This window comes from Cellulosimicrobium sp. JZ28 (assembly GCF_015327065.1).
GTDB lineage: Bacteria > Actinomycetota > Actinomycetes > Actinomycetales > Cellulomonadaceae > Cellulosimicrobium > Cellulosimicrobium funkei.
This window is the reverse complement of record NZ_CP017660.1, coordinates 3,433,615-3,454,988: the sequence shown is the minus strand read 5'-3', so window position 1 is coordinate 3,454,988 and position 21,374 is coordinate 3,433,615. Positions and strand designations below refer to the sequence as shown.

Sequence of the window (21,374 nt, the reverse complement as noted above, 5' to 3'; positions counted from 1 at the left end):
GCCACGATGACCGCATGACGACGCCCGACGACCTCGCCGCCCTCGTCGCCTCCGTCGAGGCGGAAGAGCGCGACCTCGTGCTCCGCGCCTTCACGCACGACGACGCGTGGCGGCTCGGCTGCCTGCTCGTCGAGCTCGCCGACGAGCGCGACCTGCCCGTGACGATCGACGTCCGCAAGGGGCCGCAGCAGGTGTTCCACGCCGCGCGCGCGGGCACGACGCCGGACAACGACACGTGGGTCGAGCGCAAGGTGCGCGTCGTCGAGCGGTTCGGGGCGTCGTCGTACCTCGTGGGCCTGCGGGCACGGGCGAAGGGGACGTCGTTCAACGAGAAGCACGACCTCCCGCTCCAGGAGTACGCCGCGCACGGCGGCGCGTTCCCCGTCCGGGTCGAGGGCGTCGGGATCGTCGGCGTCGTCACCGTGTCCGGGCTCGCGCAGGGCGACGACCACGCGCTCGTCACCGAGGCGCTGCGGTCGTTCCTCGGCCGCGCAGGCGCGACCGAAGGCTGACGCACCTACTCGCAGGCGACGCCGTCGCCGTCGCGGTCGAGCTTGGGGGCGTAGCCCGGCTCGCCACGGAGCAGCGGAGCCGCGCCGGCGGCCCGCACCGCGTCGCAGTTCTGGTAGTACGTGGACGTGCTGCCCCCGGTGTCCGCGACCCCGGCCGGGGCGCTGGGCCGGGACTGCTGGGTCGAGCGGGCCGCGGCGGCGGCCGCCTCCGCCTGGGCGACGGCCGCCTCGCGGCCCTCGACGTCGGACACCCGGGTCGCCAGGTCGGCCTCGACGGTCGCGACCGCACCCTCGCGCGCCGCGACATCGGCCTCCGACGTCTGGAGCGCCGTCGCCCGCTCGTCCAGCTCGGCCTGGGTCGCCTGTGCGGCGGCCGTCTGCTCCTCGAGCGCGGTCCGCTCGGCGTCCAGCTCGGCGCGCTCGCCCTCGACCGCGTCCTGCTCGTCGGCCGCCTGCGCGACGAGGGTCCTCGCCTCGTCGAGCGCCCGGCCCGAGTTGCCCTGTCCGACCAGCAGCCCGACGACGAACAGGGCGACGCCCGCTGCGGTCAGCAGGGCCGCCCGGCGCCCGCGTCGAGGCCGCGCGGCCCCGGTCGACGGTGCGGTGGTGGTGTCCTCGACCCAGAACGTCCAACCCTCGGGCGCGGACGGCCAGGCAGGGTCCGGGGTCCAGCCCGGCTCGGGGCGCCAGTCCCCGGGGGCCACCGGCCAGCCGGGAGGGGCGTTGAATCTCAGGGCCATGCGTCGTCCTCGTCTCGCGGTCGCCGCGTCGACGTCGACGGGCACGACCGAACCCTCCTGGGGATGTGAGGTGAACGCTAACGCGCGGTCAGCCGCCTCGGGGAGGGCGTGACGGGGTGAAAGGACGTCAGACGCCCGGTCGGGGACGTCGGTCCCGTGAGCCGTGCGAGAGAGCGGTCGGGGCCGGCACCACGAGGGTGCCGGCCCCGCCGTCCGACCGCGCAGGGGCGTGCGCGGCCGGGTCGGAGGGCCGGCGCGACGTCGGGCGTCGCGCCGGCGGTGCGGCGTCAGGCCGCGCGCGTGACCTCGATGCGCTGGGGAGCGCGGCCGGCGAACACGCCGGCGACGGTCACGGTGAGCACGCCCGCGTCGTAGGACGCGCGGACGGCGTCGGCCTCCGCGGTCTTCGGCAGGGTGACGGTGCGGCGGAACTCGCCGAACCGGACCTCGCGGACGCGGCGCCCGGCCGGGGCGGCCTCGGCCGCCTCGTCGGTGCCCGCCGCGGGCTGCTCGCCCTCGGCCTGCTCGGCGTCGTCGGACGCCTCCTCGGCCGGAGCCTCGACGACGCGCTGGTCACGACGCTCGCCGCGGACGACGAGCCGGCGACCCTCGAGCTCGACGGTGACGTCGCGCTCCGGGTCGACGCCCGGCAGGTCGAAGCGGGCGACGAGGTCGTCGCCCTCGCGGTAGACGTCGGCGGCGGGCGCGAAGCCCGTGGGGGCGACGCCCGCGCCGGACGGGCGCGTCCAGAGCTGGCGCACGAGCCGCTCGGTGGGGAGCGGACGGAACGGCGCCACGGTGTAGGTGCTGATCATGGTGGTCCTCCAGGTCGGTCGTGCCACGGGGGCCGTGGCGTCTGACCTGTGCAACCTTGAGCGTGCCCCGCTCAGTCCCGAGTTCGCGCACGACGAACGGCCTCAGCGGCGGCGCGCCGCCCGGCGGGCCTTGCGCGCGGCCGCGGCGCGCTCCTCGGCGGCGTCGAGCCGCTCGTCGACCGCGTCGAGCGCCTCCCGCGCGGCGGACTCCGCGTCCCGCGCGTCGCTCAGGCGGGCGCGCAGCGCCTCGCGCTCGTCGGCGAGCCGCGCGAGCTCGTCCTCGACGCGGGCGAGCTCGTCCTCCACCTGCCCGACGGCGTCCCCCGCCTCGCGCGCGCGGGTGCCGGCGTCGTCGCGCTCGGCCTCCAGCCGGTCGACCTCGGCCGCGCTCTCCTCGACCTCGCGCTCGGCCGCCTCCTGGGCGTCCTCCTCCTCGGCGTCGGCCGGGGGCTCCTCGTCGCCGTCGGTCGTCCCGCCGCCGTCCGTGACTGCGCCCGTGCGCGCGCGCAGCTCGACGACGTCGGCCGGCTCGCCGCCCTCGTCGACGATCCCGAACCCGACGTGCTGGAGCGCCTGCGACAACCGGCCTGCTCGGACGAGCGCGCCCGCGTCCGGGTCCATCACCGCTGCCGTGAGAGTCTCCGCGAGCCGGTCGACCGCCGTCCCGGACACCGCACGGCCCGCGATCTCGCCCGCGTCGCGCACCTCCCCGACGACGCGCTCCACCCGCTCGCGCCGCAGCCGGTCGAGCGTGCGCAGGCGGGTGCGGTCGCGGTCGGCCGTCGCGTCGCGCAGCTCGTCCCCGAGGCTCACGAGCGCGGCGACGTCGTCCGGCCGCTCGCGCGCCACCTGGTTCACGACCCACGCCGCCACCGTCGGCTTCGTGAGCCGGCCGACGCGCTCCGCACCGACCGCGTCGCCCGACGCCTTGACCCGCTTCGCGGCGGCCGTGCGCGCCACGACGAACTGCTCGAGCGGGAGTGCGAAGAGGCCGTCGACGAGCGCGTCGACGTCGAGCGCGTCGTCGGTCATGCCGTCTCCCGTGCCGCGCGTGGTCATGACTCCCAGCGTCGCACCCCGGGGGCCGCCGTGCTCTGGCCACGTTCGTGAGGGCCGAGCAGCAATTCACCCGCTCGGCCCTGTCCGCGGCCTCGAAGGCTGGGGGACTCTGGAGGTCAGGCTGGCGAGGGGGAATGATGAAACGACGATTCTGGGGTCTTGTCGGGGTGGCGATGGTGTCGCTCACGGCGTGCACGGGAAGCCCTGCGGAACCCGCGACGGTGACGGTGACCGAGACGCAAGAAGCGGAGGCGCAGGGCACGGGACCAGAGCCCACAATGGCCGAGGAGAGCGCTCCGGAGCAGCCCACGACGGCTGACGCGGGCTCCGGTGCCACCGGCGCCACGGAGCAGACGTTCACCATGCCGGCGGTGGTCGGCCAGAACCTCCAGGATGCCCAGGACCTGCTGCAGACCATGGACTCTTACGTGATGGATCAGCAGGACGCGACGGGTCTGGAGCGTCTCGCGATCGACGACTCGAACTGGACAGTCTGCGCGCAGGACCCGGCGCCGGGTGCGGTGGTACCGATCTCGACGGTGGTGACGTTGGCGGCGGTCAAGCTCGACGAGACGTGCCCGTGAGACTGTCCCGCACGGGACCGGTCGCAGTTCACGCTGCCCGCGCACCGGAAACGGCGAGCAGGCGCTCGAACGCCGCCTCGGTGACGACCGGGACGCCGTAGCGGCGCGCGGTGCGGGCCTTCGTCGAGAGGGAGTCGGGGTCGGCGGCGACGAGGAGCCGCGTGCGGCGCGTGACGTAGGGCCAGGGGGAGAGGCCCGCGGCGCGGACGTCGCGCTCCCAGGCCTCCCGCGTCCGCGACATCGAGCCGGTGAGCACGACCTCGTCGCCCGCGGCGAGCACGAACGCGGGTCGGGCCGGGACCGTGGCGCCCAGGGCGGCGGCCCCCGGTGCCGCGGTGCCCGGGGCCCCGACGTCCGCGACCGCGTCGACCAGGCGCGTCCCGAGCGCCGCCTCGACGGCTCCCGCGACGTCGTCGGCGTCGAGGCCGAGCTGCCCCGCGACCTCGTGCAGCGCCGGGTCGTCGCACAGCGCGACGCCCTCGTCGCGGTCGCCCGTGGCGGTCGTCCCGTCGAGCGCGTCGAGCTCGGCCCGGGCCAGTGCGGCCAGGTAGTCGCGGTGCAGGGCCTCGACCGTCTCGCGGTCGAGTCCGGCGTGCCGGGCCTCCGCGAGCAGCGCGGCCCGCTCGGCGTGCGAGACGTAGCGGTCGAGGAGCGCCTCGTCGAGCAGGCGCAGGTACGTGCTCACGTCGCGCCGCGCGTCCGCTCCCGGGGCACCGGGCGGGGACGGGTCCGGAACGGCGGGAGGGTCGGCGAGCGCCGCGAGCCAGTGCCCGCGGGCGCGGCTGGCGCCGCGCAGCACCGGCTCGGCACCGGGCAGGACGGCGGGCAGCGACCAGCGGACGCCGTCCGCCGCGGCGCGCGCGACGGCCCAGCACTCGTCGTCGGACGCGACGTCGAGGTAGTACCCGAGCAGCCCCGCGGTGGCGCGCGCGTCGCCCAGGGCCGAGTGGACGCCGTCGTGCACGACGCCCACGGCCGCGCAGCACGCGGCCAGCGCCCGCGAGCCCGTGAGGTAGCGGCTCGCGAGCTGCTGCGTGCACAGGCACGCGACGGGGTCGATGGCCGCGGCGATCCCGGCACGCCCGATCTCGGCGCGCAGGAAGCGCGTGTCGAACGCCGCGTTGTGGGCCACCAGCACGCGCCCGGCGAGCAGGCGCAGGAGCGCGGGCGCGACGCGGTCGAACGTCGGCGCGAGCGCGACGTCCGCCGCGGCGATGCCGTGCACGTGCTGCGGCCCGAGGTCGCGCTCGGGGTTGACCAGGGTGGACCACTCGTCCTCGACGCGACCGGCGTCGTCCACGAGGACGACCGCGACCTCGGCGACGCGGTCGCCGAGGCGGGGCGAGAACCCCGTGGTCTCGAGGTCGACGACGGCGAATCCGGGCACGGGCACAGTCTGCCCGACGTCGCCCACGACCTGCTCCGGCGCCGCGGCCGTTACGGTCGTGTGAACTCCTCACGCTCGTGCCGCCCGGGGGTTCCGCGCGCGGCCCGGGAGGCATACGCTCGCGAGCACACGAGCCTCCGCAGCGTCGCGTCTCGTGTGCGACTCGGCCGCACCCCGACACGACCGGGGGTGGTCCGCGGGGGCCACTGTCGAGGAGGATGCGTGAGACCACGAACGATCGTCCCGTCCGCAGCGGTAGCGGGCCTCGTGCTCGCGGCGCTGACCGCAGTTCCCGTCGGCGCCGAGCCTCTCGGCGCCGCGTCCGGCACGGCCGCCGGCAGCCTGCGGGCCGCCGCGGCACCGCCCCCGCTCGAGGACCTCGTCACCGGCGACGCGGTCATGCAGCGGCTCCAGGACCTCCAGGACATCGCGGACGCCAACGGCGGCAACCGCGCGCTGGAGACGCCCGGCTACGAGGCGAGCGCCGTCTACGTCGAGGACGCCCTGCGGGCCGCGGGCTACGAGCCCGAGCGCCAGTACTTCACGTTCGAGGACCTGGAGACCGACGAGCTGTCCCTCACGGCGGCCGGCGTCGAGGTGACGTCGGACGTCTACCCGGCCGAGTTCGCGCCCGACACCCCGGACGACGGCGTCACGGGCCCGATCGTGCAGCCCGCCGACGCGCTCGTCCAGGGCTGCACCCCGGAGACGTGGGAGGGGGTCGCCGTGAGCGGCGCGGTCGCGCTGATCAGCCGCGGCTCGTGCCCGTTCGCCGACAAGGCGCTGTACGCGGCGCAGGCCGGTGCGGCGGCGGTGATCCTGTACAACAACACCGACGGCGCGCTGAGCCCGACCCTCGGCGCCGAGAACGACGCGTGGGTCCCGACGGTGGGCATCACGCAGGCCGCGGGCCAGCAGATCCTCGCCGCGATCGCGGGCGGCGCGGAGCCGGTCGCGACCTACGACCTGCAGACCCACGTCGAGGAGTTCGAGACGTTCAACGTGCTCGCCCAGACGCCGGGCGGGCGCGACCACAACGTCGTCATGGTCGGTGCGCACCTCGACGGCGTCGAGGACGGCCCGGGCATCAACGACAACGGCTCCGGCTCCGCCGCGATCCTCGAGGTCGCGGTCCAGCTCGCGGCCGCGACCGACGGCGGCCAGGACGTCGAGAACGCGGTCCGGTTCGCGTGGTGGGGCGCCGAGGAGGTCGGCCTGCGTGGCTCGACCCACTACGTGAGCGACCTCGCCGCGAACGACCCGGCGGCGCTCGACGACATCGCGACGTACCTCAACTTCGACATGGTCGGCTCGCCGAACTACATCATCGGCGTGTACGACGCGAACGAGTCGACCTACCCGGCCCCGGTCGAGGTCCCGCCGGGCTCGGCCGAGACGGAGGCGGTGTTCACCGACTACTTCGACGGCATCGACCAGCCCTGGGTCGACACCGAGTTCTCGGGCCGCTCCGACTACCAGGCGTTCATCGAGAACGGGGTCCCGGCGTCGGGCCTGTTCACCGGCGCGGACGGCTCGAAGACGGCCGAGGAGGTCGCGATGTTCGGCGGCACCGAGGGCATCTTCTACGACCCGAACTACCACTCGCCGGCGGACACGATCGACAACGTCGACGCGACCGCGCTCGACATCATGTCGCGGGCGATCGGGCACGCCGTCGCCGCGCTGTCCGAGGACACGTTCGCGATCAACGGCGTGGGCAACCCGCGCATCGACGCCGTCGAGGCACAGGCGCGGTGCCTCAACGGCACGGCGTACGTCGCCGTGCGCGGCGCCAACGGCGAGGACGCCCCCGCGGACGTCCGGCTCGTCACGCCGTTCGGCGAGAAGAAGTTCAGCGCCCTCGCGCCGGACAAGAACGCGTACCAGTCGTTCAGCACGCGTGCGTCGTCGGTCGCGGCGGGCACCGCGACGGTCGCGGCCTACCAGTGGCGCGGCGGCGACCCGGTGTACCAGCGGTACGACGTGTCGTACGACGCGATCGACTGCGGCTGACGCCTCCGCGTCGACCCGACGGGCGGGGCCGTCCTCCACGGGAGGGCGGCCCCGCCCGGTCTACGCTGGCTCGCGGTGCGCCGTCGGGAGGCGCGACGGACGGGGGGCACGTGGCGAAGGAACCGTTCCTGACGACGACGGACGACGAGCCGGGACAGGGCCCCGACCTGCCCGGCACGACGTCGGGCGACGGGCGCAGCACGCTCGCGCGGCTGCTCGGCGAGAGACGTCTCCTGCGCGTCCCCGCCCTGCGGGCGCTGCCGCGACCCACGCTCCCGCGGCCCTCGTTCTCGCTCCCCGGTGCGCTCCCCGGCCGTCGTGCGCGGCGCGACGACGGCGACCCGGCGCCCGAGGCGGTCCCCGGACCTGATCTCGACACCGCGCTGGAGGACGCGCTCGTCGAGGCGCTCGCGGACGACGCTGACGTGGCCGACGGCGCCGACGGTGGCCCGCCCGACGCCGCCGCGGGCGACGGCGGGTTCGACGACGTCGTCGCGGAGTGGGTGCGCCGCGTGATCGCCGCCTACCCGCGCCCGACGTACCCGCTCGAACGCGAGTGGGACGTGTCGGTCCAGGGGGTCGTGCGGCTCGTCCCGTACGTGCCGCGGTTCGCGACGGCACCGCTCGCGCTGCTCGACCGGTTCGGCGCCGTGACGATCGGCCCTCAGCGGGTCGGCCTGGACGGCAAGGACGTCGACTGGGACCGCGTGGTCGAGGTCCGCACGGCGCCCGCGTGGACGTGCCTGTCGGCCGAGGCGCTGGAGGTGAACCTCGCGCAGTACGTCGTGGCGCTGCCCCCGCTGCCCGGCCGGGCGTGGGTGCTGGGCAAGATCAGCGAGCTCCTGCTCTCGCTCTACCTCGCCGTGCTGCCGCCGGACGCGGACGGTGACGACGCCCTCGCCGACGCGCACGCGCTCCTCGGCGCGTCCGGCGACGCGGACGTGGCCGACGCGGACGCGCCGCCGGACCGGATGTTCGACCGCGTGGTCACCGAGGTCGTCTACCGGCGGCGGTTCGGGACGGGCGAGGCGCAGGCGAGCACGACGTCGGTCCTGCTCCAGCTCGCGCTGCGCGGGGCGACGGACACGATCGTCCGGACGGCCGCGGAGCGCGGGGTCGACGTCGTGCACGTGAAGGCCGAGGACACGAGCATCGGGACGGTCGTTGCGCGTGCGGCGACGTGGCGCCGCACGGCGCTCGACCTGCGCGAGCGGGTGGGCCGGCGCCTCGGGCGCTGACGGCTATCGGTCGAGCGCCTCGAGGACCGGGGTGTCGCCCGCGGTGAAGCGGATGAAGCGCCCGACGGTCGACGGCGTGCGCAGCGCCTGGGCGACCACCATCGCGACGTCCGCCCGCGAGACGCGGGAGGCCGCGCCGTCGGGCACGTCGTCCGCGCCGTCGAGGCCGTCCGGGCCGTCGCCGACGACGCGGATCGCCCCGGTGGGGTCGTCGTCGGTGAGCGTGCCCGGGCCGAGGACGGTCCAGTCGAGGTCGGTGCCGCGCAGGTGGTCGTCGGCGGCGAGCTTCGCGTCGGCGTAGGCGAAGAAGCTCGAGTCGGGGTCGACGCCGTGGTCGGGCACCGACCCGATCCACGACACCATGACGTAGCGCGGCACCCCGGCCGCGACGGCGGCGTCCATGGTGCGACTGGCGGCGTCGCGGTCGACGGCGTAGGTGCGCTCCGGGTTCCCGCCGCCCGCCCCGGCGGACCATACGACGGCGTCGAACCCGTCGAGCGCGGCGGTGATCTCCTCGGTCGAGGCGTGCTCGACGTCGAGCAGGAGCGGCTCGCCGCCCAGCCGGCGGACGAGCGGGAGCTGTTCCTCGGCGCGCACGATCCCTGTGACGGTCGCGTCGTGGTCGACGAGGATCGGGACGAGCAGCCGGCCCACCTTGCCGTGGGCACCGACGAGGGCGATCTTCATGCGGCGGACTCCTGTCTGTGGAGAGTGGGAGTCCACCGTCCTCCGTCGTCGTCCGCGCCGCCACCCGGGGCGACCGGCCCGGGTGTGACGGGACCCGGTCAGGGGCGCGTCACGGGCACTGCTTCGCGTTCGGTGCGGCGTCGAGCGTCACGGTCTGCGAGGCGCGCACGAGGTCCCCGCCCTCCGGGTCCTGCGCGCACACCGTCCAGCCGTTGGCCGCGCCGGGCAGGGCGCCGGCCCGCACGTCGCGCGCGTCCACGACGACGACCGTCACCGCCCCGCGCTGCTCCAGGTCGGCACGCGCCTGCTTGAGCCGCGTCTCGACGAGGTTGGGCATGGAGAACGCCGGCTCGATCTCGACCGAGACCTCGACCCCGTCCGAGCTGCCCGGCTCACCGGGGCCGCCCGTCGGCTCTCCGGTCGGGTCCGGCGTCGGCTCGACGGTCGGCTCAGGGGTGGGGGTCGTCGTCGGCTGCGACGTGGGCGACGGCGACGGGCTCCCCGGGCCGCCCGGCAGCCCGTCCACGCGGCACCCGGCGAGCGCGGTCACGGCCACGACGGCGAGCACGACCGCCCGTGCGCGTCGCGGTGCTCCCACGACCCGCGGCCGCGCGGCGTCGCGCGTCCCGTCGTCGTGCTTCCTGGTGCTCGTCCGGTCCGTCATCGCCGACGGGTCCGTCATACGTCCTGCCACTGCACCGCCCCCGGTTGCCCCCTGAAACTGATTGCGTGATCGAGGGTACGCGACGGGTGCCCGGTCGGCCTGCGCGCGGGCTGCCGTCGGGCGTCAGGGGCGGCCGGTTCCGGTGCGCTTCGGCGGCCGGACGGTCGGCACGTCGCCGACGATCGGGATGGGCCGACGGTGGAACGGGAAGCCGTAGCGCGTGACCAGACCGGCGAGCGTCGTGAGGCGGTTGCGCGGCCCGATGAGCCCCATGATGTGGACGAACAGCCACGCCAGCCACGCGACGCCGCGCGTGAGCCGCAGCCTCCCGACGACCTCGGCGATCGCCGCGCGCCGGCCGATGACCGCCATGGTGCCCTTGTCGAAGTACCGCAGGGACGTCGTCGGGCGCCCGGCGAGGAGCGCCTCGATGTTCCGCGCGACCTGCTCGCCCGACTGGATCGCGGGCTGCGCGAGCTGCGGCAGCCCGGCGGGCGAGATCGCGATGTCACCCGCCGCGAACACGCCCGGCAGGCCCTCGACCTGGAGGTCGTCGCCGACGACGACGCGCCCGCCCTCGCCGCGCGGCAGGCCCCAGTCGTCGACCTCCTCGTGGGGGTGGACCCCCGCCGACCACACCGTGAGGTCGGAGCGGATGCGCGTGCCGTCGGTGAGGACGACGGCGTCGGGCAGCACCTCCGCGACCCCGGCACCCAGGTGCAGGCCGACGCCGCGACGGCGCAGCTCCTCCGCCGCGTACCGGCGCAGCTTCGGGTGGAACGACTTGAGCACCTCGCCGCCGCGCTGGACGATCTTCACCTCGAACGCGTCGCCGTGGATCTCCGGGTAGGCGGGCCGCAGCCCCGCGGTGCGGAGCTCCGCGAGCGCCCCCGCGACCTCGACGCCCGTCGCGCCGCCGCCGACGACGACGACCCGCAGCCCCTCGTCCTTGCCGGGGTTCGCCGCGGCCTTCTCGAGGCGGATGAAGAGCGTGTCCCGGATCTTCATGGCCTGGGACCGCGAGTACATGGGGAACGAGTTCTCCTTGGCGCCCGGGGTGCCGAAGAAGTTGGCCGTGACGCCGTTCGCGACGACGAGGTAGTCGTAGTCGACCCACTCGTCGTTGAGGAGGCGGATGCGGCGCGCCTCGTGGTCGATGCCGACGAGATGCTCGTGCACGACCCGCACGTTCTTCTGCTTGAGCCGCAGCCCGCGCAGGAAGTAGGTGACGTCGCCGGGGTTCAGGCCGCCCGTCGCGACCTGGTAGAGCAGCGGCTGGAACGTGTTGTAGACGCGGCGGTCCACGAGCGTCACGCGCACGGGCGCCTTGGCGAGCCCCTTGACGACGGCGAGCCCGGCGAACCCGGCGCCGACCACCACGACGTGCGGCAGGGGGGCGGCGGCTGCCGGTGCGGGGGCAGCGGTGACGGGCTCGGGCACGTGGCCTCCTCGGGGCGACGGGGTGGGAGAGCGCCGGTGCCCGCCCGACTGCGTCGCGGACGTCGCCGACGACGTGTGCCAGGTTACGGCGAACCCCGCCCCCACGCCGAACAGGCGCCCGGCCCCCGAGGGAGAGCCCTGGTCGCGCGAGGTAGACCCCTGGTCGCGCGAGGTAGAGGCGTGGTGGTGACCACGCCTCTACCTCGGCGGACCAGGGCTCTACCTCGCGCGTTCGGCGTGCGGGTGTGCGTCGCAGTCAGGAGCGGTGGTGCTCGACGTCGTCGCGGCCCAGGAGGTCCTCGCGGACGACACGGCGCAGCACCTTGCCGATCTGGGACCGCGGCAGCTCCGGCACGACGGCGAACGTGCGGGGCAGGGCGTACCGGGCGAGGCGCTTCTCGCCCCACTCGCGCACGGCGGCGAGGTCGACGCGTGGGGGCGAGGCGGCGTCGTCCGCGTCGTCGAGCACGACGACGGCGGCGACGTGCTCGTCGGACCCGGAGCCCGGCACGCCCACGACGGCGACGTCCCGCACGCCGGGCATCCCGCGCAGGTGCTCCTCGACCTGCGACGGGTACACCTTGAACCCGCCGGTGACGATCATCTCCTTGATGCGGTCGACGAGCGTGACGAGGCCGGCGTCGGGGCCGTCGAGGGCCACGCGCACGACGTCGCCCGTGCGGAGCCACCCGTCGTCGAGCAGCTGGTGGGCGGTCTCCTCGGGACGGTTCCAGTAGCCGCGGAACACCTGCGGGCCGCGGACGAGCAGCTCGCCGCGCACGGTGCGCACGCCGTCGTCGGACGGCTCGGCGTCGCGCAGGTCGCCGGCGTCGAGCGCGTCGGCGTCGACGACGCGGATCTCGGTGCTGGGGAACGGGAGCCCGAGGGTGCCGGGGCGGCGGTCGTCGGAGCACGGGTTGCCGAGCGAGATCGGCGAGGTCTCGGTCATGCCGTACCCCTCGATGAGCAGGCCGCCCGTCGCGTCCTCCCAGCGCTGCGCCGTCTCCGCGGTGATGGGCATCGCGCCGGCGAAGGCCAGGCGGATCGAGGTGAGGTCGGAGCCCGCGCCCGGGGCGTCGGCCGCGGCGGTGACGATGCGGTCGAACATGGGCGCGACGCCGGGCAGGAACGTCGCGGGCCGCCGCGCCTGGGCGGCGACGAACGCCTGCGGGTCGAACTTGGGGAACGCGACGAGGGTCGCGCCGACGCGCGCGGGCAGGGTGAGGCAGAACGTCAGGCCGAACGCGTGGAAGAAGGGCAGCACGCCGTAGACGGTCTCGGCGCCCTCCTCGAACGACGCCCACGCCTGGCCCTGGACCACGTTGGCGACGAGGTTGCGGTGCGTGAGGACCGCGCCCTTCGGGGTGCCGGTCGTGCCGCCGGTGTACTGCAGGAGGGCGACGTCGTCGGCGGCGGGGTGGGGCAGCGTCGGGGGGAGGGCCCGTGCGCGCCGGACGAGGTCGTGCCAGTCGGGCACCCCGGCCGGGAGCGGCGAACGCAGGGCCTCGCGCTGCGCACGCGCCCGGGCGACGGGCAGGCGCAGCGCGAGACGGCTGCCGCGCGGCAGGTCGCGCGCGATGTCGAGCCCGACGACGCGCCGCAGCCCGGGCACGTGGGCGCGGGCCTCGAGCACGGCCGGGACCGTCTTGGTCCACACGACCGCGACGCTCGCGCCGGAGTCGGCGAGCTGGTGGGCGAGCTCGTCGGCCGTGTACGTCGGGTTGTGCTCGACCACGACGCCGCCCAGCCGCTCGACGGCGTAGAACGCGACGACGTGCGACGTCGCGTTGGGCAGCACGAGCGCGACGCGGTCGCCGTGCCGGACGCCGAGGTCGTGCAGGGCGCTCGCGGCGCGCTCGACCTGCGCCACGAGCTGCGCGTACGTGGTGGTCGCGCCGAAGAAGTCGACCGCGACGCGGTCCGGCCAGCGTTCGGCCGCGCGGTAGAGGGCGGCCGTGACCGGCTCGTCGGGGACCTCGACGTCCGTCGGGACGCCGGGGGCGTAACGGTCGGTCCACGGCCTCGTCGCCAGAGTGTTCACTACGCCACCGTAACCTACGGTTGCGTAGGTTGTGTGCGGCAGCGGTGCCGAGCAGGGGAGGGCACCGCGCGACGAGACGTCAGCCCGCGAGGACGCGGTCGAGCGCGGCGCGCCCCACGGGCCCCCAGTGGGCCTTGCCGCCGGGCAGTCCGCGGTCGCCGTTCTGCCCCATGAGCAGGAGGAAGAGGGCCTTGAGCGCCGCGAGCCCGCGGGCACGCCGGACCGCCGCGTCGTCGGCCTGCGCGTAGGCGTCGAAGAACCGCGCCGCGAGGCCGGCGGGCAGCAGGACCCAGGCCGCGGCGAGGTCCCACGCCGGGTCGCCCGCGAAGAGGTCGCCGAAGTCGACGATGCCCGCGAGCGTCCCGTCCGCGACGACGACGTTCGCGGGGTGCAGGTCCCCGTGCACCCACACGGGCGGACCCTCCCACGCTGGGGCCGCGACGGCGTCGGCCCAGACGGACCGGACGGCGACGGCGTCGTCGGGGGCGACGGCGCGGAGGAAGCCCTCGAAGCCGTCCGTGACGTCGCGGGGGTGCGCGCCCCGGTCCGTGGACGACGGCGCGTCGGCGGGCGCCGCGACGTGCAGCGCCCGGAGGAAGCCCGCCAGCGCGTCGGCGGCGTGCTCGCCCCGGGTGATCGTCCCGTGGTCCAGCGGCTCGCCGGGGACCCAGGTCATGACCGTCCAGTGCCGCGGGAGACGCGCGGACGGCTCCCCGTGCCGCACCGGCGTCGGCACGGGGAGCGGCAGGCGCGGCGCCAGAACGGGCAGCCACCGCCGCTCCTTGAGCTGGAGCTCCGGCGTCGGGTCCATGCGCTGCACCCGGACGGCCAGGTCGTCCCCCAGCCGCCACATCTGGTTCCCCCAGCCGCCGGCGACCTCGCGGAGCGGCAGCCGGGCGAGGTCGGGATGCTGCTCCGCCAGAGCCTCGCGGACGAGGTCGGCGGTGATCGGGGTCTCCGGGGCGCTCATGCGCGCCCACGGTACCGACGCGTCGGCGCTACGTGGCGACGTCGCCCTTCAGCGGGTCCCGGCCCGCGACGGAGTGCCGGTAGCCGTAGAACCCGTAGATGATCAGCCCGACCACGACCCAGCCGAGGAACCGCAGCCACGTGAGGGTCGTGAGGTTCGCCATGAGCCACAGGCACGCGACGCCGGACACGATCGGCAGCACGGGCGACCACGGCACCTTGAACGAGCGCTGCAGGTCGGGCCGGGAGCGGCGCAGGATCGGGATGCCGAAGCTCACGAGGACGAACGCCGAGAGCGTCCCGATGTTGATCATCTCCTCGAGCAGCTCCACCTGGGACAGCCCCGCGATGAGCGCGACGACGACCCCGACGCCCACCTGGAGCCGGACCGGCGTGCGGTAGCGCGGCGACGTGCGGGAGATGCCGCGGGGGAGGAGACCGTCGCGGCTCATCGCGAAGACGATGCGCGTCAGGCCCAGCAGCAGCACCATGATCACCGTCGTCAGGCCGATGAGGATCCCGACGGAGATGACCCGCCCGGCCCAGTCGGCCCCGACGATGACGAACGCGGTGGTGAGCGACGGCGCGTCGGACTCCGCGAGCTCGGTGTACGACACCATGCCCGTCACGACGAGCGTGACGAGGATGTAGAGCACCGTGACGATCGCGAGGCCGCCGAGGATGCCGCGCGGCAGGGTGCGCTGCGGGTCCTTGGCCTCCTCGGCCGTGGTCGCGACGACGTCGAACCCGATGAAGGCGAAGAACACGAGCGCCGCCCCGGCGAGGAGGCCCATGACGCCGTAGGTCGTGGGCTCGAGGCCGGTGAGGAACCCGACGAGCGGCTGCTCGAGGTTGCCCTGCTCGGGCGCCGGCTGCGCGGGCGGGACGAAGGGCGTGTAGTTCGAGGCGTCGACGAAGAAGAACCCGACGACGATGACGAACAGGGTGATGGCGACCTTGATGACGGTGAACACGCTGTTGACGCGCGTGCTCAGCTTCGTGCCGAGCGCGAGGAGCGCGGTGAACACCGCGACGATGAAGACCGGGCCCCACTCGAGGTCGACCGGGCCGAGGGGGATCGTCAGGGGGAGGTCGATGCCGAACAGCCCGAACGCGTCGCCGAGGTACACGCCCCAGAACTTCGCGATGACCGCGGACGCGAGCAGCATCTCGAGGATGAGGTCCCAGCCGATGATCCACGCGACGAGCTCGCCCATGGTCGCGTAGGAGAACGTGTAGGCGGACCCGGCGACGGGCAGCGCGGACGCGAACTCGGCGTAGCACATGACGGCGAGCGCGCAGACGATCGAGGCGATGACGAACGAGACGATGACGCTCGGGCCGGCGTAGTTGGCCGCGGCCGTCGCGCCGACGGAGAAGATGCCGGCGCCCACCGCGACGGCGACGCCGAGCACCGCGAGGTCCCACGCGGTGAGCTCGCGCTTGAGCGAGCGCTCGGGGTCGTCGACGGCCGCGAGCGAGTCCTCCACGGACTTGCGGCGGAACAGGCCGGTCCTGGTGGTCACGGGTGCGCCTCCCGGCGTCGGGGTCAGCTCCGTCCATTGAACCGGCCCCCGGACCCGGTCGCGCGGCGACCGCACCCCCTCGGACCCGGCGGGTCCGGCGGGGGCCGTCGCGCGTCGTCGGCCGCTGCTCAGGCGGGGTGCCAGCGCGCTCCCCAGCGGCGGGTCAGGCGCCCGCCCGACGTCGCCGCGTGGGCCCGCACGCCCGCCTCCACGGCGTCCGCGACGCCGTGCGCGGACGCGTCCGTGTCGGCGAGGAAGCGCACGGTGACGCGCGCCTCGCCACGGACGACGCCGACGTCGTACGCCTCGACGGTCGTGAGGGCGCGCGCCGCGTCGGCGGCTGCGGGCAGCACGGCCTCGGGGTCGGCGCCCGGGTGCAGGAGGCCGACGGCGAGGGTCACCCGGTAGGACGGCACGGCTCAGGCCACGCCCGGCCGGGGCGCCGCGTCGCCGAGCACGGCGACGAGGAAGTCGGCGTCCGGGGTCCAGGGGCGCAGGTCCCACGTGGCGAGCGCGAGGTCGAGGTGCAGGCCGGCCTCCGTGGCGTCGGCGAGGAACTGCTCGGGCGGGTACCCGCGACCCGTGCCGAAGCCCACGACGGCGCGACCGCCGGGCGCGAGGTGGGCGCGGAAGCGGCGCAGCACCTCCACCTCGGTGCCCGGCGCGAGGAACGTCACGACGTTGCCCGCGCACACGACGAGGTCGAACGGCTCGGTGACACCCTCCGCGGGCAGGTCGAGCTCCGCGAGGTCACCCACGCGCCAGTCGGGTCCCGGGTGGTCGGTCCGCGCGGCGTCGATCAGGACGGGATCGACGTCGACGCCCACGACGGCGTGCCCGCGCGCGAACAGCTCGGCGCCCACGCGCCCCGGCCCGCAGCCCGCGTCGAGGACCCGGGAGCCGCGCGGCAGCATGGCGTCCACGAGGCGGGCCTCGCCCGCGAGGTCGGCGCCCCGGGCGGCCATGGCCCGGAAGCGTTCGACGTACCAGGTGGAGTGCGAGGGGTCGGCGGCGGTCTTCTGCTCCCAGCGCGAGGGACGGGTGGCGCTCATGCCGCCGACGCTACCCGGGCGTGGGAGAGTCGGTCCCGTGACCTTGGTCCCCACCACCCTCGGCACCACCCTCGGCATCGACCTCGGGACGAGCGGGCTCAAGCTCGTCCTGCTCGGACGGGACGGGTCGGTCGTCGCGGAGGCCGAGGCGGCGTACGACGTCGAGCACCCGCGCCCCGGCCGCGCGGAGTCGGCCCCGGCGACCTGGACGACGGCGCTCGGCGCCGCCCTCGACGACCTCGCCGCCCGCGCGGCCGGGCTCGGCGAGGTCGCGGTGCGCGCGGTCGGCGTCGCCGGCCAGATGCACGCCGCGGTGCTCGTGGACGCGGCGGGGGACGCCGTCGTGCCAGCCGTCCTGTGGACGGACGCGCGCGCGGCCGACCGGATCGACCGCTGGCGCGCGCTGCCCGACGCCGTGCGTGCCCCGCTCGCCAACCCCCTCGTGCCCGGGATGACCGGGCCCGTGCTCGACTGGTTCGCCGCGCACGACCCCGCGACGCTCGACCGCGCCGCGCACGTGCTGCTGCCGAAGGACGTCGTGCGCGCGTGGCTCGTCGACGACCCCGTCCTCCCCGTCGCCACGACCGACCGGTCCGACGCCGCTGGCACGCTCCTGTGGGACGTGCCCCGCGACGCCTGGGCGGCCGACGTCGTCGCGCACCTCGACCTGCCGGCCCGGCTCCTGCCGGGCGTGGCGCCGTCGGACGCCGTGGCCGGGATCACCGCCCGGCTCGCGCGGTGGTTCCCGGCGAGCGGGAGCGCGGTGCCCGTCGTGGTCGGCGGCGGGGACACCCCGGCCGCGCGGCTCGCCGTCGGGGCGCCCGGGCTGCACGTCAACCTCGGCACGGGGGCGCAGGTCATGGCCGCGCTCGACCGCCCCGAGCCCGTGCTCGACCCCCTCGTGCACACCTTCGCGGACACCGGCGCGGGCCCTGCCGCGCGGTGGTACCGCCTCGCGGCGGTGCAGAACGCGGGCCTCGCGCTCGGCTGGGTGCTGCGGGTCCTCGGGCTGGGGTGGTCCGACGGCCTCGCGCTCGCGCGGACCGTGCCCGACGGCGCGGGCGGCGTGACGTTCCTGCCGTTCCTCACCGGGGAGCGCGGCGGGGTCGCCGGTCCCGGCGCGCGCGGGGCGTGGACCGGACTGGGCGAGGACACGGGGCGGCCCGAGCTCGTGCGCGCCGCCGTCGAGGGCATGGTGTTCGCGGTCGCGGCGGCGGTCGACCTGCTCGACCCGGCGCCCGCGGCCTCGGCCGTGGCGCCCGTCGCGGGACCGCCCGTGAGCCGTCCGGAGGGCGAGCCGGGTGCGGTGGTCGTGACGGGCGGCGGGTCGCGCGACCCGCTCGTGCGCCGGCTCCTCGCCGACGCGCTCGGCCGGCCCGTCCACCGCGTCGGGCTCCGCAGCGCGACCGCGGTCGGCGCGGCGCTGCTCGCCGCGCGCGGCACGGGCGACCCGGTCGAGCCGGTCGTCGCCACGGACGAGCCGGAGCTCCCGGGCCCGGGCCGGGCGGACGTCGTCGGGCACCTCGCGCGCTGGCGGGAGGCCGCCGCGGCCCTCGCGTGACGCACCCGGGGCCGACCCTGCGAGAATCGAGGGATGTCCACCGCAGCCGCCGTGACCACCGGGACCGCACCCGTCACGGACCTCGCCTCCAGCGCCCCCACGGGCGAGATCCTCGCGGTGTGCCGCGTGCACGCCCTCCTGCCGGACGCGGGGCCCGTCGGCGTCACGGCGATCGACAAGCGTCCCGTCACGGGACCGGTGAAGGTGCGCCGGCTCGGGCTCTACGCGGACCTGCAGGCCGACCGCGCGAACCACGGCGGCGAGGAGCAGGCGGTGTACGCGTACGGGCAGGACGACGCGGACTGGTGGGCCGGCGAGCTCGGTCGCGACGTCCCGCCGGGCCTGTTCGGCGAGAACCTGCGCGTGGAGGGCATCCCGGTCACGGAGGCCGTCGTCGGCGAGCGCTGGGCCGTGGGCACCGCGCTCCTCGAGGTCACCCAGCCGCGCACGCCCTGCTCGACGTTCGCGCGCCGCCTCGGCGAGGACCGGTGGGTCAAGCGGTTCACCGTCGCGAACCGCACCGGCGCGTACCTGCGCGTCGTGCAGCACGGCGAGCTGCGCGCGGGCGACGCGGTGACGGTCTGCTACCGGCCCGAGCACGGGGTGACGCTCGCCGACTGGTTCGGCGCCTGGAACGGTCGCGGCGCGGACCCCGAGCGCGCGGCCGGGCTCGCGCGCCGCCTCCTCGCCGCCCACCTCGAGGGCGACGTCACGCTCACGGACGAGCTGCGCGCCCGCGCCGAGATCGCGGCCGGACGCCGGATCGAGGACTGAGCGTCAGCGCTCCGCGCGGGGATGCGCGGGCCGCGCCGGCCGCGGGGCGGCTCGTTCGGCGGCCACTCGCCGTCGTCGGAGCCGTCGTCGGCGGTGAAGAGCAGGTCGTGCAGGCGCACCTGGACGTTCTCGACGTCCGGCACGTCGTGGAGGTTCAGCCCGGGCTTGTCGGTGGCGTCCGAGATGACGAGGGTGCCGCAGCCGAAGATCCGGTCGATCGGGCCCTTCTCGTAGTTGACGTCGTTGATCCGGTAGAGCGGGATGTCGCGGCCGGTGCGCGTGATGATCCCCGAGCGCATGGCGATGCGCTTGTTCGTCACCGTGTACTCGGTGGTGCGCCAGCGCAGCCACGGCACGAGCACCCAGACCACCGCCGCGACCAGCGCGAGGCCCGCCACGACCCACCGGACGACGTCGTTCGGGACGAGCAGGACCGTGACCACGACGGCGGCGACCATCACGAGCAGCAGCACGAACGGCCAGAACAGCGCCTTGGCGTGCTCCTTGAGCTCCATGACGACGTGCTCGCCCTCGGTGAGGTGCTTCTCGCTCAGTCCCATGGGCAGCATCGTGCCACCCGCGCTACCCCTGCGCGGCCAGGTTCCAGCCCTCGACCGTGCGCAGCCCGTGCCCGTAGCCGAGGAGGCAGATCGCCGCGGTGCCGAGCTCGAACCGCGCGCCCAGGGCCGGGTCGAGCCCCAACCAGACCGTCGCGAGGACGCGGAGCAGGTGGCCGTGCGCGAACAGCACCACGTCGTCGCCGTCCTGGAGCGTCGGCTCGACGCGCCCGAGCACCCGGGCGGCCCGCGCGGCCACCTGGTCGAGCTCCTCGCCGCGGTGCCCGTCCGGCGCCGCGAGGACGTTCACGCCGTCGCGGAAGAGCAGCCACTCGCGCCCGAGCTGCTCGCCGACCGCGACCGACGTGCGCCCCTCGACGGGCCCGTAGTCCCACTCGGCGAGGTCGTCGTCGGTCGTGGCGGCGGGGAAGCCCGCGAGGTCGGCGGTCCGGCGCGCCCGCTCCCGGGGGCTCGTGAGCACGACGGCGGGGCGCCGCCCCCGGCGGTCGGCCCACCCCTGGAGCCACACGCCGGCCGCGACGGCCTGCTGCTCGCCGGCGACGGTGAGCGGGACGTCCGAGCGGCCCGTGTGGCGCCCGCTCGCGCTCCACTCCGTCTCGCCGTGGCGGACGAGGACGAGCTGCGGGTCGGGGGAGGGGGCGATCGAGGTCACGGGGCGGCCTTCCTGCGCGGGGGTTCCTCAGCAGGATCACCCCGGCGCGCGGACGGCGCGCGGCGACGGCCCCGTCGGGTGGTGCCGGGGCCTCGGCCGACAGGCGCGGTCGGGGTCAGCCGGGGATGCCGTCGAGTCCGTTGACCGCGAGGAAGACGACGAGCGCGCCGAGCAGGACGACGGCGAACCCGGTCGCGACGAGCAGGACGGTACGGGGGCGGACGCGCACGAGGACTCCGGGCCTAAGGGACGGGCGGGCCTCCCCATTCTCGCGCAGCGCCGCGGCGGTGCGGTCCGCGTTGACACGCTCCGCGAGGCCCGGCAGGGTGGCCGGACGCGTGGTCGGGACGACCGCGCGGACGAGGGCGTCGGCGACCGCGCCGCGGCGGGACGCCGACGCGCCGGTCCAGGGGAGGAACCGCGATGGTGCACGAGACGGCGGACGGGCGGACCGCGTACGGCAGCCCGGAGTTCGACTGGTCGATCCTCACGGTGCCGACGGCGCTCGCCGTCGTGCGGGGACAGCTCGGCTTCTCGTGGCTCGAGCTGAGCGACCGGCTCGCGACGCTGACGCAGGCGGAGCTCGAGTGGGAGCCGGGCCCGGACGCGCTGCGGGTCGTGCGGCGGGGGTCGGAGCGCACGCCGCGCACGCTCGGTGCGGGCGAGTGGGTGATGGAGTGGCCGGAGGGCCCGGACTCGCCGCAGCCGCGCACGGTGGCGTGGCTCGTCGCGCACCTCACCGAGGCGTTCTTCGAGCGCTGGGAGTGGACGTTCGGGCCGCACGAGCGGCGCCGGGACGCGGTGACCTTCTCGGGAGAGGTCGGGCCCGCCGTCGACGGGCTGCGGCACGAGGTCGAGCGGTGGCGCGCGGGCGTCGACGGCCTGCCCGAGGACGGAGCGTTCACGGTCGGGCTCGGCCAGGCGACGGAGATCGACGCGCAGGCACCGTTCGCCCACCTCGTCGCGCACATGAACCGCGAGCTCGTGCACCACGGGGCCGAGATCATGGTGCTCCAGGACCTGTACCGCGCGACGCACGGCGCCGACTGACCGCCCGCCGCGGGAATCGCGCGGCCGCCCAG

General features: G+C 75.8%; 20 protein-coding genes and 1 pseudogene. 7 read left to right on the top strand and 14 right to left on the bottom strand.

Annotated features, from left to right (window positions below):
• Positions 1 to 14 precede the first annotated feature (14 nt).
• Positions 15 to 512: a heme-degrading domain-containing protein gene (locus tag BJP59_RS15510; RefSeq protein ID WP_194521358.1), complete on the top strand. Its 498-nt coding sequence runs from the start codon at positions 15 to 17 to the stop codon at positions 510 to 512.
• Between the two features lie 5 nt (positions 513 to 517).
• Here BJP59_RS15510 and BJP59_RS19905 read toward each other — a convergent pair whose 3' ends face one another.
• From BJP59_RS19905 to BJP59_RS15495, 3 genes are all read right to left on the bottom strand, one after another.
• Positions 518 to 1,252 carry an excalibur calcium-binding domain-containing protein gene (locus tag BJP59_RS19905; protein WP_228485105.1) on the bottom strand — a complete coding sequence of 245 codons (735 nt, stop codon included), beginning with the start codon at positions 1,250 to 1,252 and terminating at the stop codon, positions 518 to 520.
• Between the two features lie 287 nt (positions 1,253 to 1,539).
• Positions 1,540 to 2,067: an Hsp20/alpha crystallin family protein gene (locus BJP59_RS15500; RefSeq protein WP_076404404.1), complete on the bottom strand. Its 528-nt coding sequence runs from the start codon at positions 2,065 to 2,067 to the stop codon at positions 1,540 to 1,542.
• A gap of 102 nt (positions 2,068 to 2,169) precedes the next feature.
• Positions 2,170 to 3,126, bottom strand: coding sequence for a hypothetical protein (locus BJP59_RS15495; RefSeq protein ID WP_228485104.1), 957 nt, complete (start codon positions 3,124 to 3,126; stop codon positions 2,170 to 2,172).
• A 137-nt stretch (positions 3,127 to 3,263) separates the two neighbouring features.
• On the opposite strand from BJP59_RS15495, the gene BJP59_RS15490 reads away from it, so the two are divergent.
• Entirely contained in the window at positions 3,264 to 3,710 is a 447-nt protein-coding gene (locus BJP59_RS15490) for a PASTA domain-containing protein (protein ID WP_163188778.1), read from the top strand.
• A 28-nt stretch (positions 3,711 to 3,738) separates the two neighbouring features.
• On the opposite strand, the gene BJP59_RS15485 is transcribed toward BJP59_RS15490, so the two are convergent.
• Complete coding sequence (locus BJP59_RS15485; protein WP_194521357.1) at positions 3,739 to 5,097, bottom strand: exonuclease domain-containing protein; 1,359 nt, start codon at positions 5,095 to 5,097, stop codon at positions 3,739 to 3,741.
• A 222-nt stretch (positions 5,098 to 5,319) separates the two neighbouring features.
• Here BJP59_RS15485 and BJP59_RS15480 point away from each other — a divergent pair, with 222 nt between their 5' ends.
• Together BJP59_RS15480 and BJP59_RS15475 are read left to right on the top strand one after the other, a co-directional pair.
• The gene (locus BJP59_RS15480; RefSeq protein WP_194521356.1) at positions 5,320 to 7,110 is read left to right on the top strand and encodes a M28 family peptidase; all 1,791 of its coding nucleotides are present in this window, start codon (positions 5,320 to 5,322) and stop codon (positions 7,108 to 7,110) included.
• 110 nt (positions 7,111 to 7,220) lie between these two features.
• Positions 7,221 to 8,348: a hypothetical protein gene (locus tag BJP59_RS15475; RefSeq protein ID WP_194521355.1), complete on the top strand. Its 1,128-nt coding sequence runs from the start codon at positions 7,221 to 7,223 to the stop codon at positions 8,346 to 8,348.
• Between the two features lie 3 nt (positions 8,349 to 8,351).
• On the opposite strand, the gene BJP59_RS15470 is transcribed toward BJP59_RS15475, so the two are convergent.
• The 8 genes from BJP59_RS15470 to BJP59_RS15435 all read right to left on the bottom strand — a co-directional run bounded on the left by BJP59_RS15470 (position 8,352) and on the right by BJP59_RS15435 (position 16,727).
• Positions 8,352 to 9,035 carry an SDR family oxidoreductase gene (locus BJP59_RS15470; RefSeq protein ID WP_194521354.1) on the bottom strand — a complete coding sequence of 228 codons (684 nt, stop codon included), beginning with the start codon at positions 9,033 to 9,035 and terminating at the stop codon, positions 8,352 to 8,354.
• Between the two features lie 109 nt (positions 9,036 to 9,144).
• Positions 9,145 to 9,699: a PASTA domain-containing protein gene (locus BJP59_RS15465; protein ID WP_194523155.1), complete on the bottom strand. Its 555-nt coding sequence runs from the start codon at positions 9,697 to 9,699 to the stop codon at positions 9,145 to 9,147.
• Between the two features lie 123 nt (positions 9,700 to 9,822).
• Complete coding sequence (locus tag BJP59_RS15460; protein ID WP_228485103.1) at positions 9,823 to 11,139, bottom strand: NAD(P)/FAD-dependent oxidoreductase; 1,317 nt, start codon at positions 11,137 to 11,139, stop codon at positions 9,823 to 9,825.
• A 256-nt stretch (positions 11,140 to 11,395) separates the two neighbouring features.
• On the bottom strand, positions 11,396 to 13,180 hold the full coding sequence (locus BJP59_RS15455; RefSeq protein WP_194521353.1) for an AMP-binding protein: 1,785 nt from the start codon (positions 13,178 to 13,180) through the stop codon (positions 11,396 to 11,398).
• 79 nt (positions 13,181 to 13,259) lie between these two features.
• Entirely contained in the window at positions 13,260 to 14,150 is an 891-nt protein-coding gene (locus BJP59_RS15450) for an aminoglycoside phosphotransferase family protein (RefSeq protein ID WP_194521352.1), read from the bottom strand.
• Between the two features lie 28 nt (positions 14,151 to 14,178).
• On the bottom strand, positions 14,179 to 15,675 hold the full coding sequence (locus tag BJP59_RS15445; RefSeq protein WP_021483054.1) for an amino acid permease: 1,497 nt from the start codon (positions 15,673 to 15,675) through the stop codon (positions 14,179 to 14,181).
• Between the two features lie 128 nt (positions 15,676 to 15,803).
• Positions 15,804 to 16,091 carry a hypothetical protein gene (locus tag BJP59_RS15440; protein ID WP_086149870.1) on the bottom strand — a complete coding sequence of 96 codons (288 nt, stop codon included), beginning with the start codon at positions 16,089 to 16,091 and terminating at the stop codon, positions 15,804 to 15,806.
• A 3-nt stretch (positions 16,092 to 16,094) separates the two neighbouring features.
• A complete protein-coding gene (locus BJP59_RS15435) occupies positions 16,095 to 16,727 on the bottom strand; it encodes a class I SAM-dependent methyltransferase (protein WP_194521351.1) in 633 nt (210 codons plus the stop codon).
• Between the two features lie 37 nt (positions 16,728 to 16,764).
• Here BJP59_RS15435 and BJP59_RS15430 point away from each other — a divergent pair, with 37 nt between their 5' ends.
• Positions 16,765 to 18,288, top strand: coding sequence for an FGGY family carbohydrate kinase (locus BJP59_RS15430; protein WP_194521350.1), 1,524 nt, complete (start codon positions 16,765 to 16,767; stop codon positions 18,286 to 18,288).
• A gap of 33 nt (positions 18,289 to 18,321) precedes the next feature.
• On the top strand, positions 18,322 to 19,062 hold the full coding sequence (locus tag BJP59_RS15425; protein ID WP_081600313.1) for an MOSC domain-containing protein: 741 nt from the start codon (positions 18,322 to 18,324) through the stop codon (positions 19,060 to 19,062).
• A 131-nt stretch (positions 19,063 to 19,193) separates the two neighbouring features.
• Here the strand turns inward: BJP59_RS15425 and BJP59_RS19900 are convergent.
• Positions 19,194 to 19,520 (bottom strand): annotated as a pseudogene (locus tag BJP59_RS19900) (PH domain-containing protein); the annotation flags it as partial.
• Between the two features lie 124 nt (positions 19,521 to 19,644).
• Positions 19,645 to 20,292, bottom strand: coding sequence for a histidine phosphatase family protein (locus BJP59_RS15415; RefSeq protein WP_228485102.1), 648 nt, complete (start codon positions 20,290 to 20,292; stop codon positions 19,645 to 19,647).
• Between the two features lie 423 nt (positions 20,293 to 20,715).
• On the opposite strand from BJP59_RS15415, the gene BJP59_RS15410 reads away from it, so the two are divergent.
• Entirely contained in the window at positions 20,716 to 21,342 is a 627-nt protein-coding gene (locus tag BJP59_RS15410) for a DinB family protein (RefSeq protein WP_194521349.1), read from the top strand.
• Positions 21,343 to 21,374: the final 32 nt, after the last annotated feature.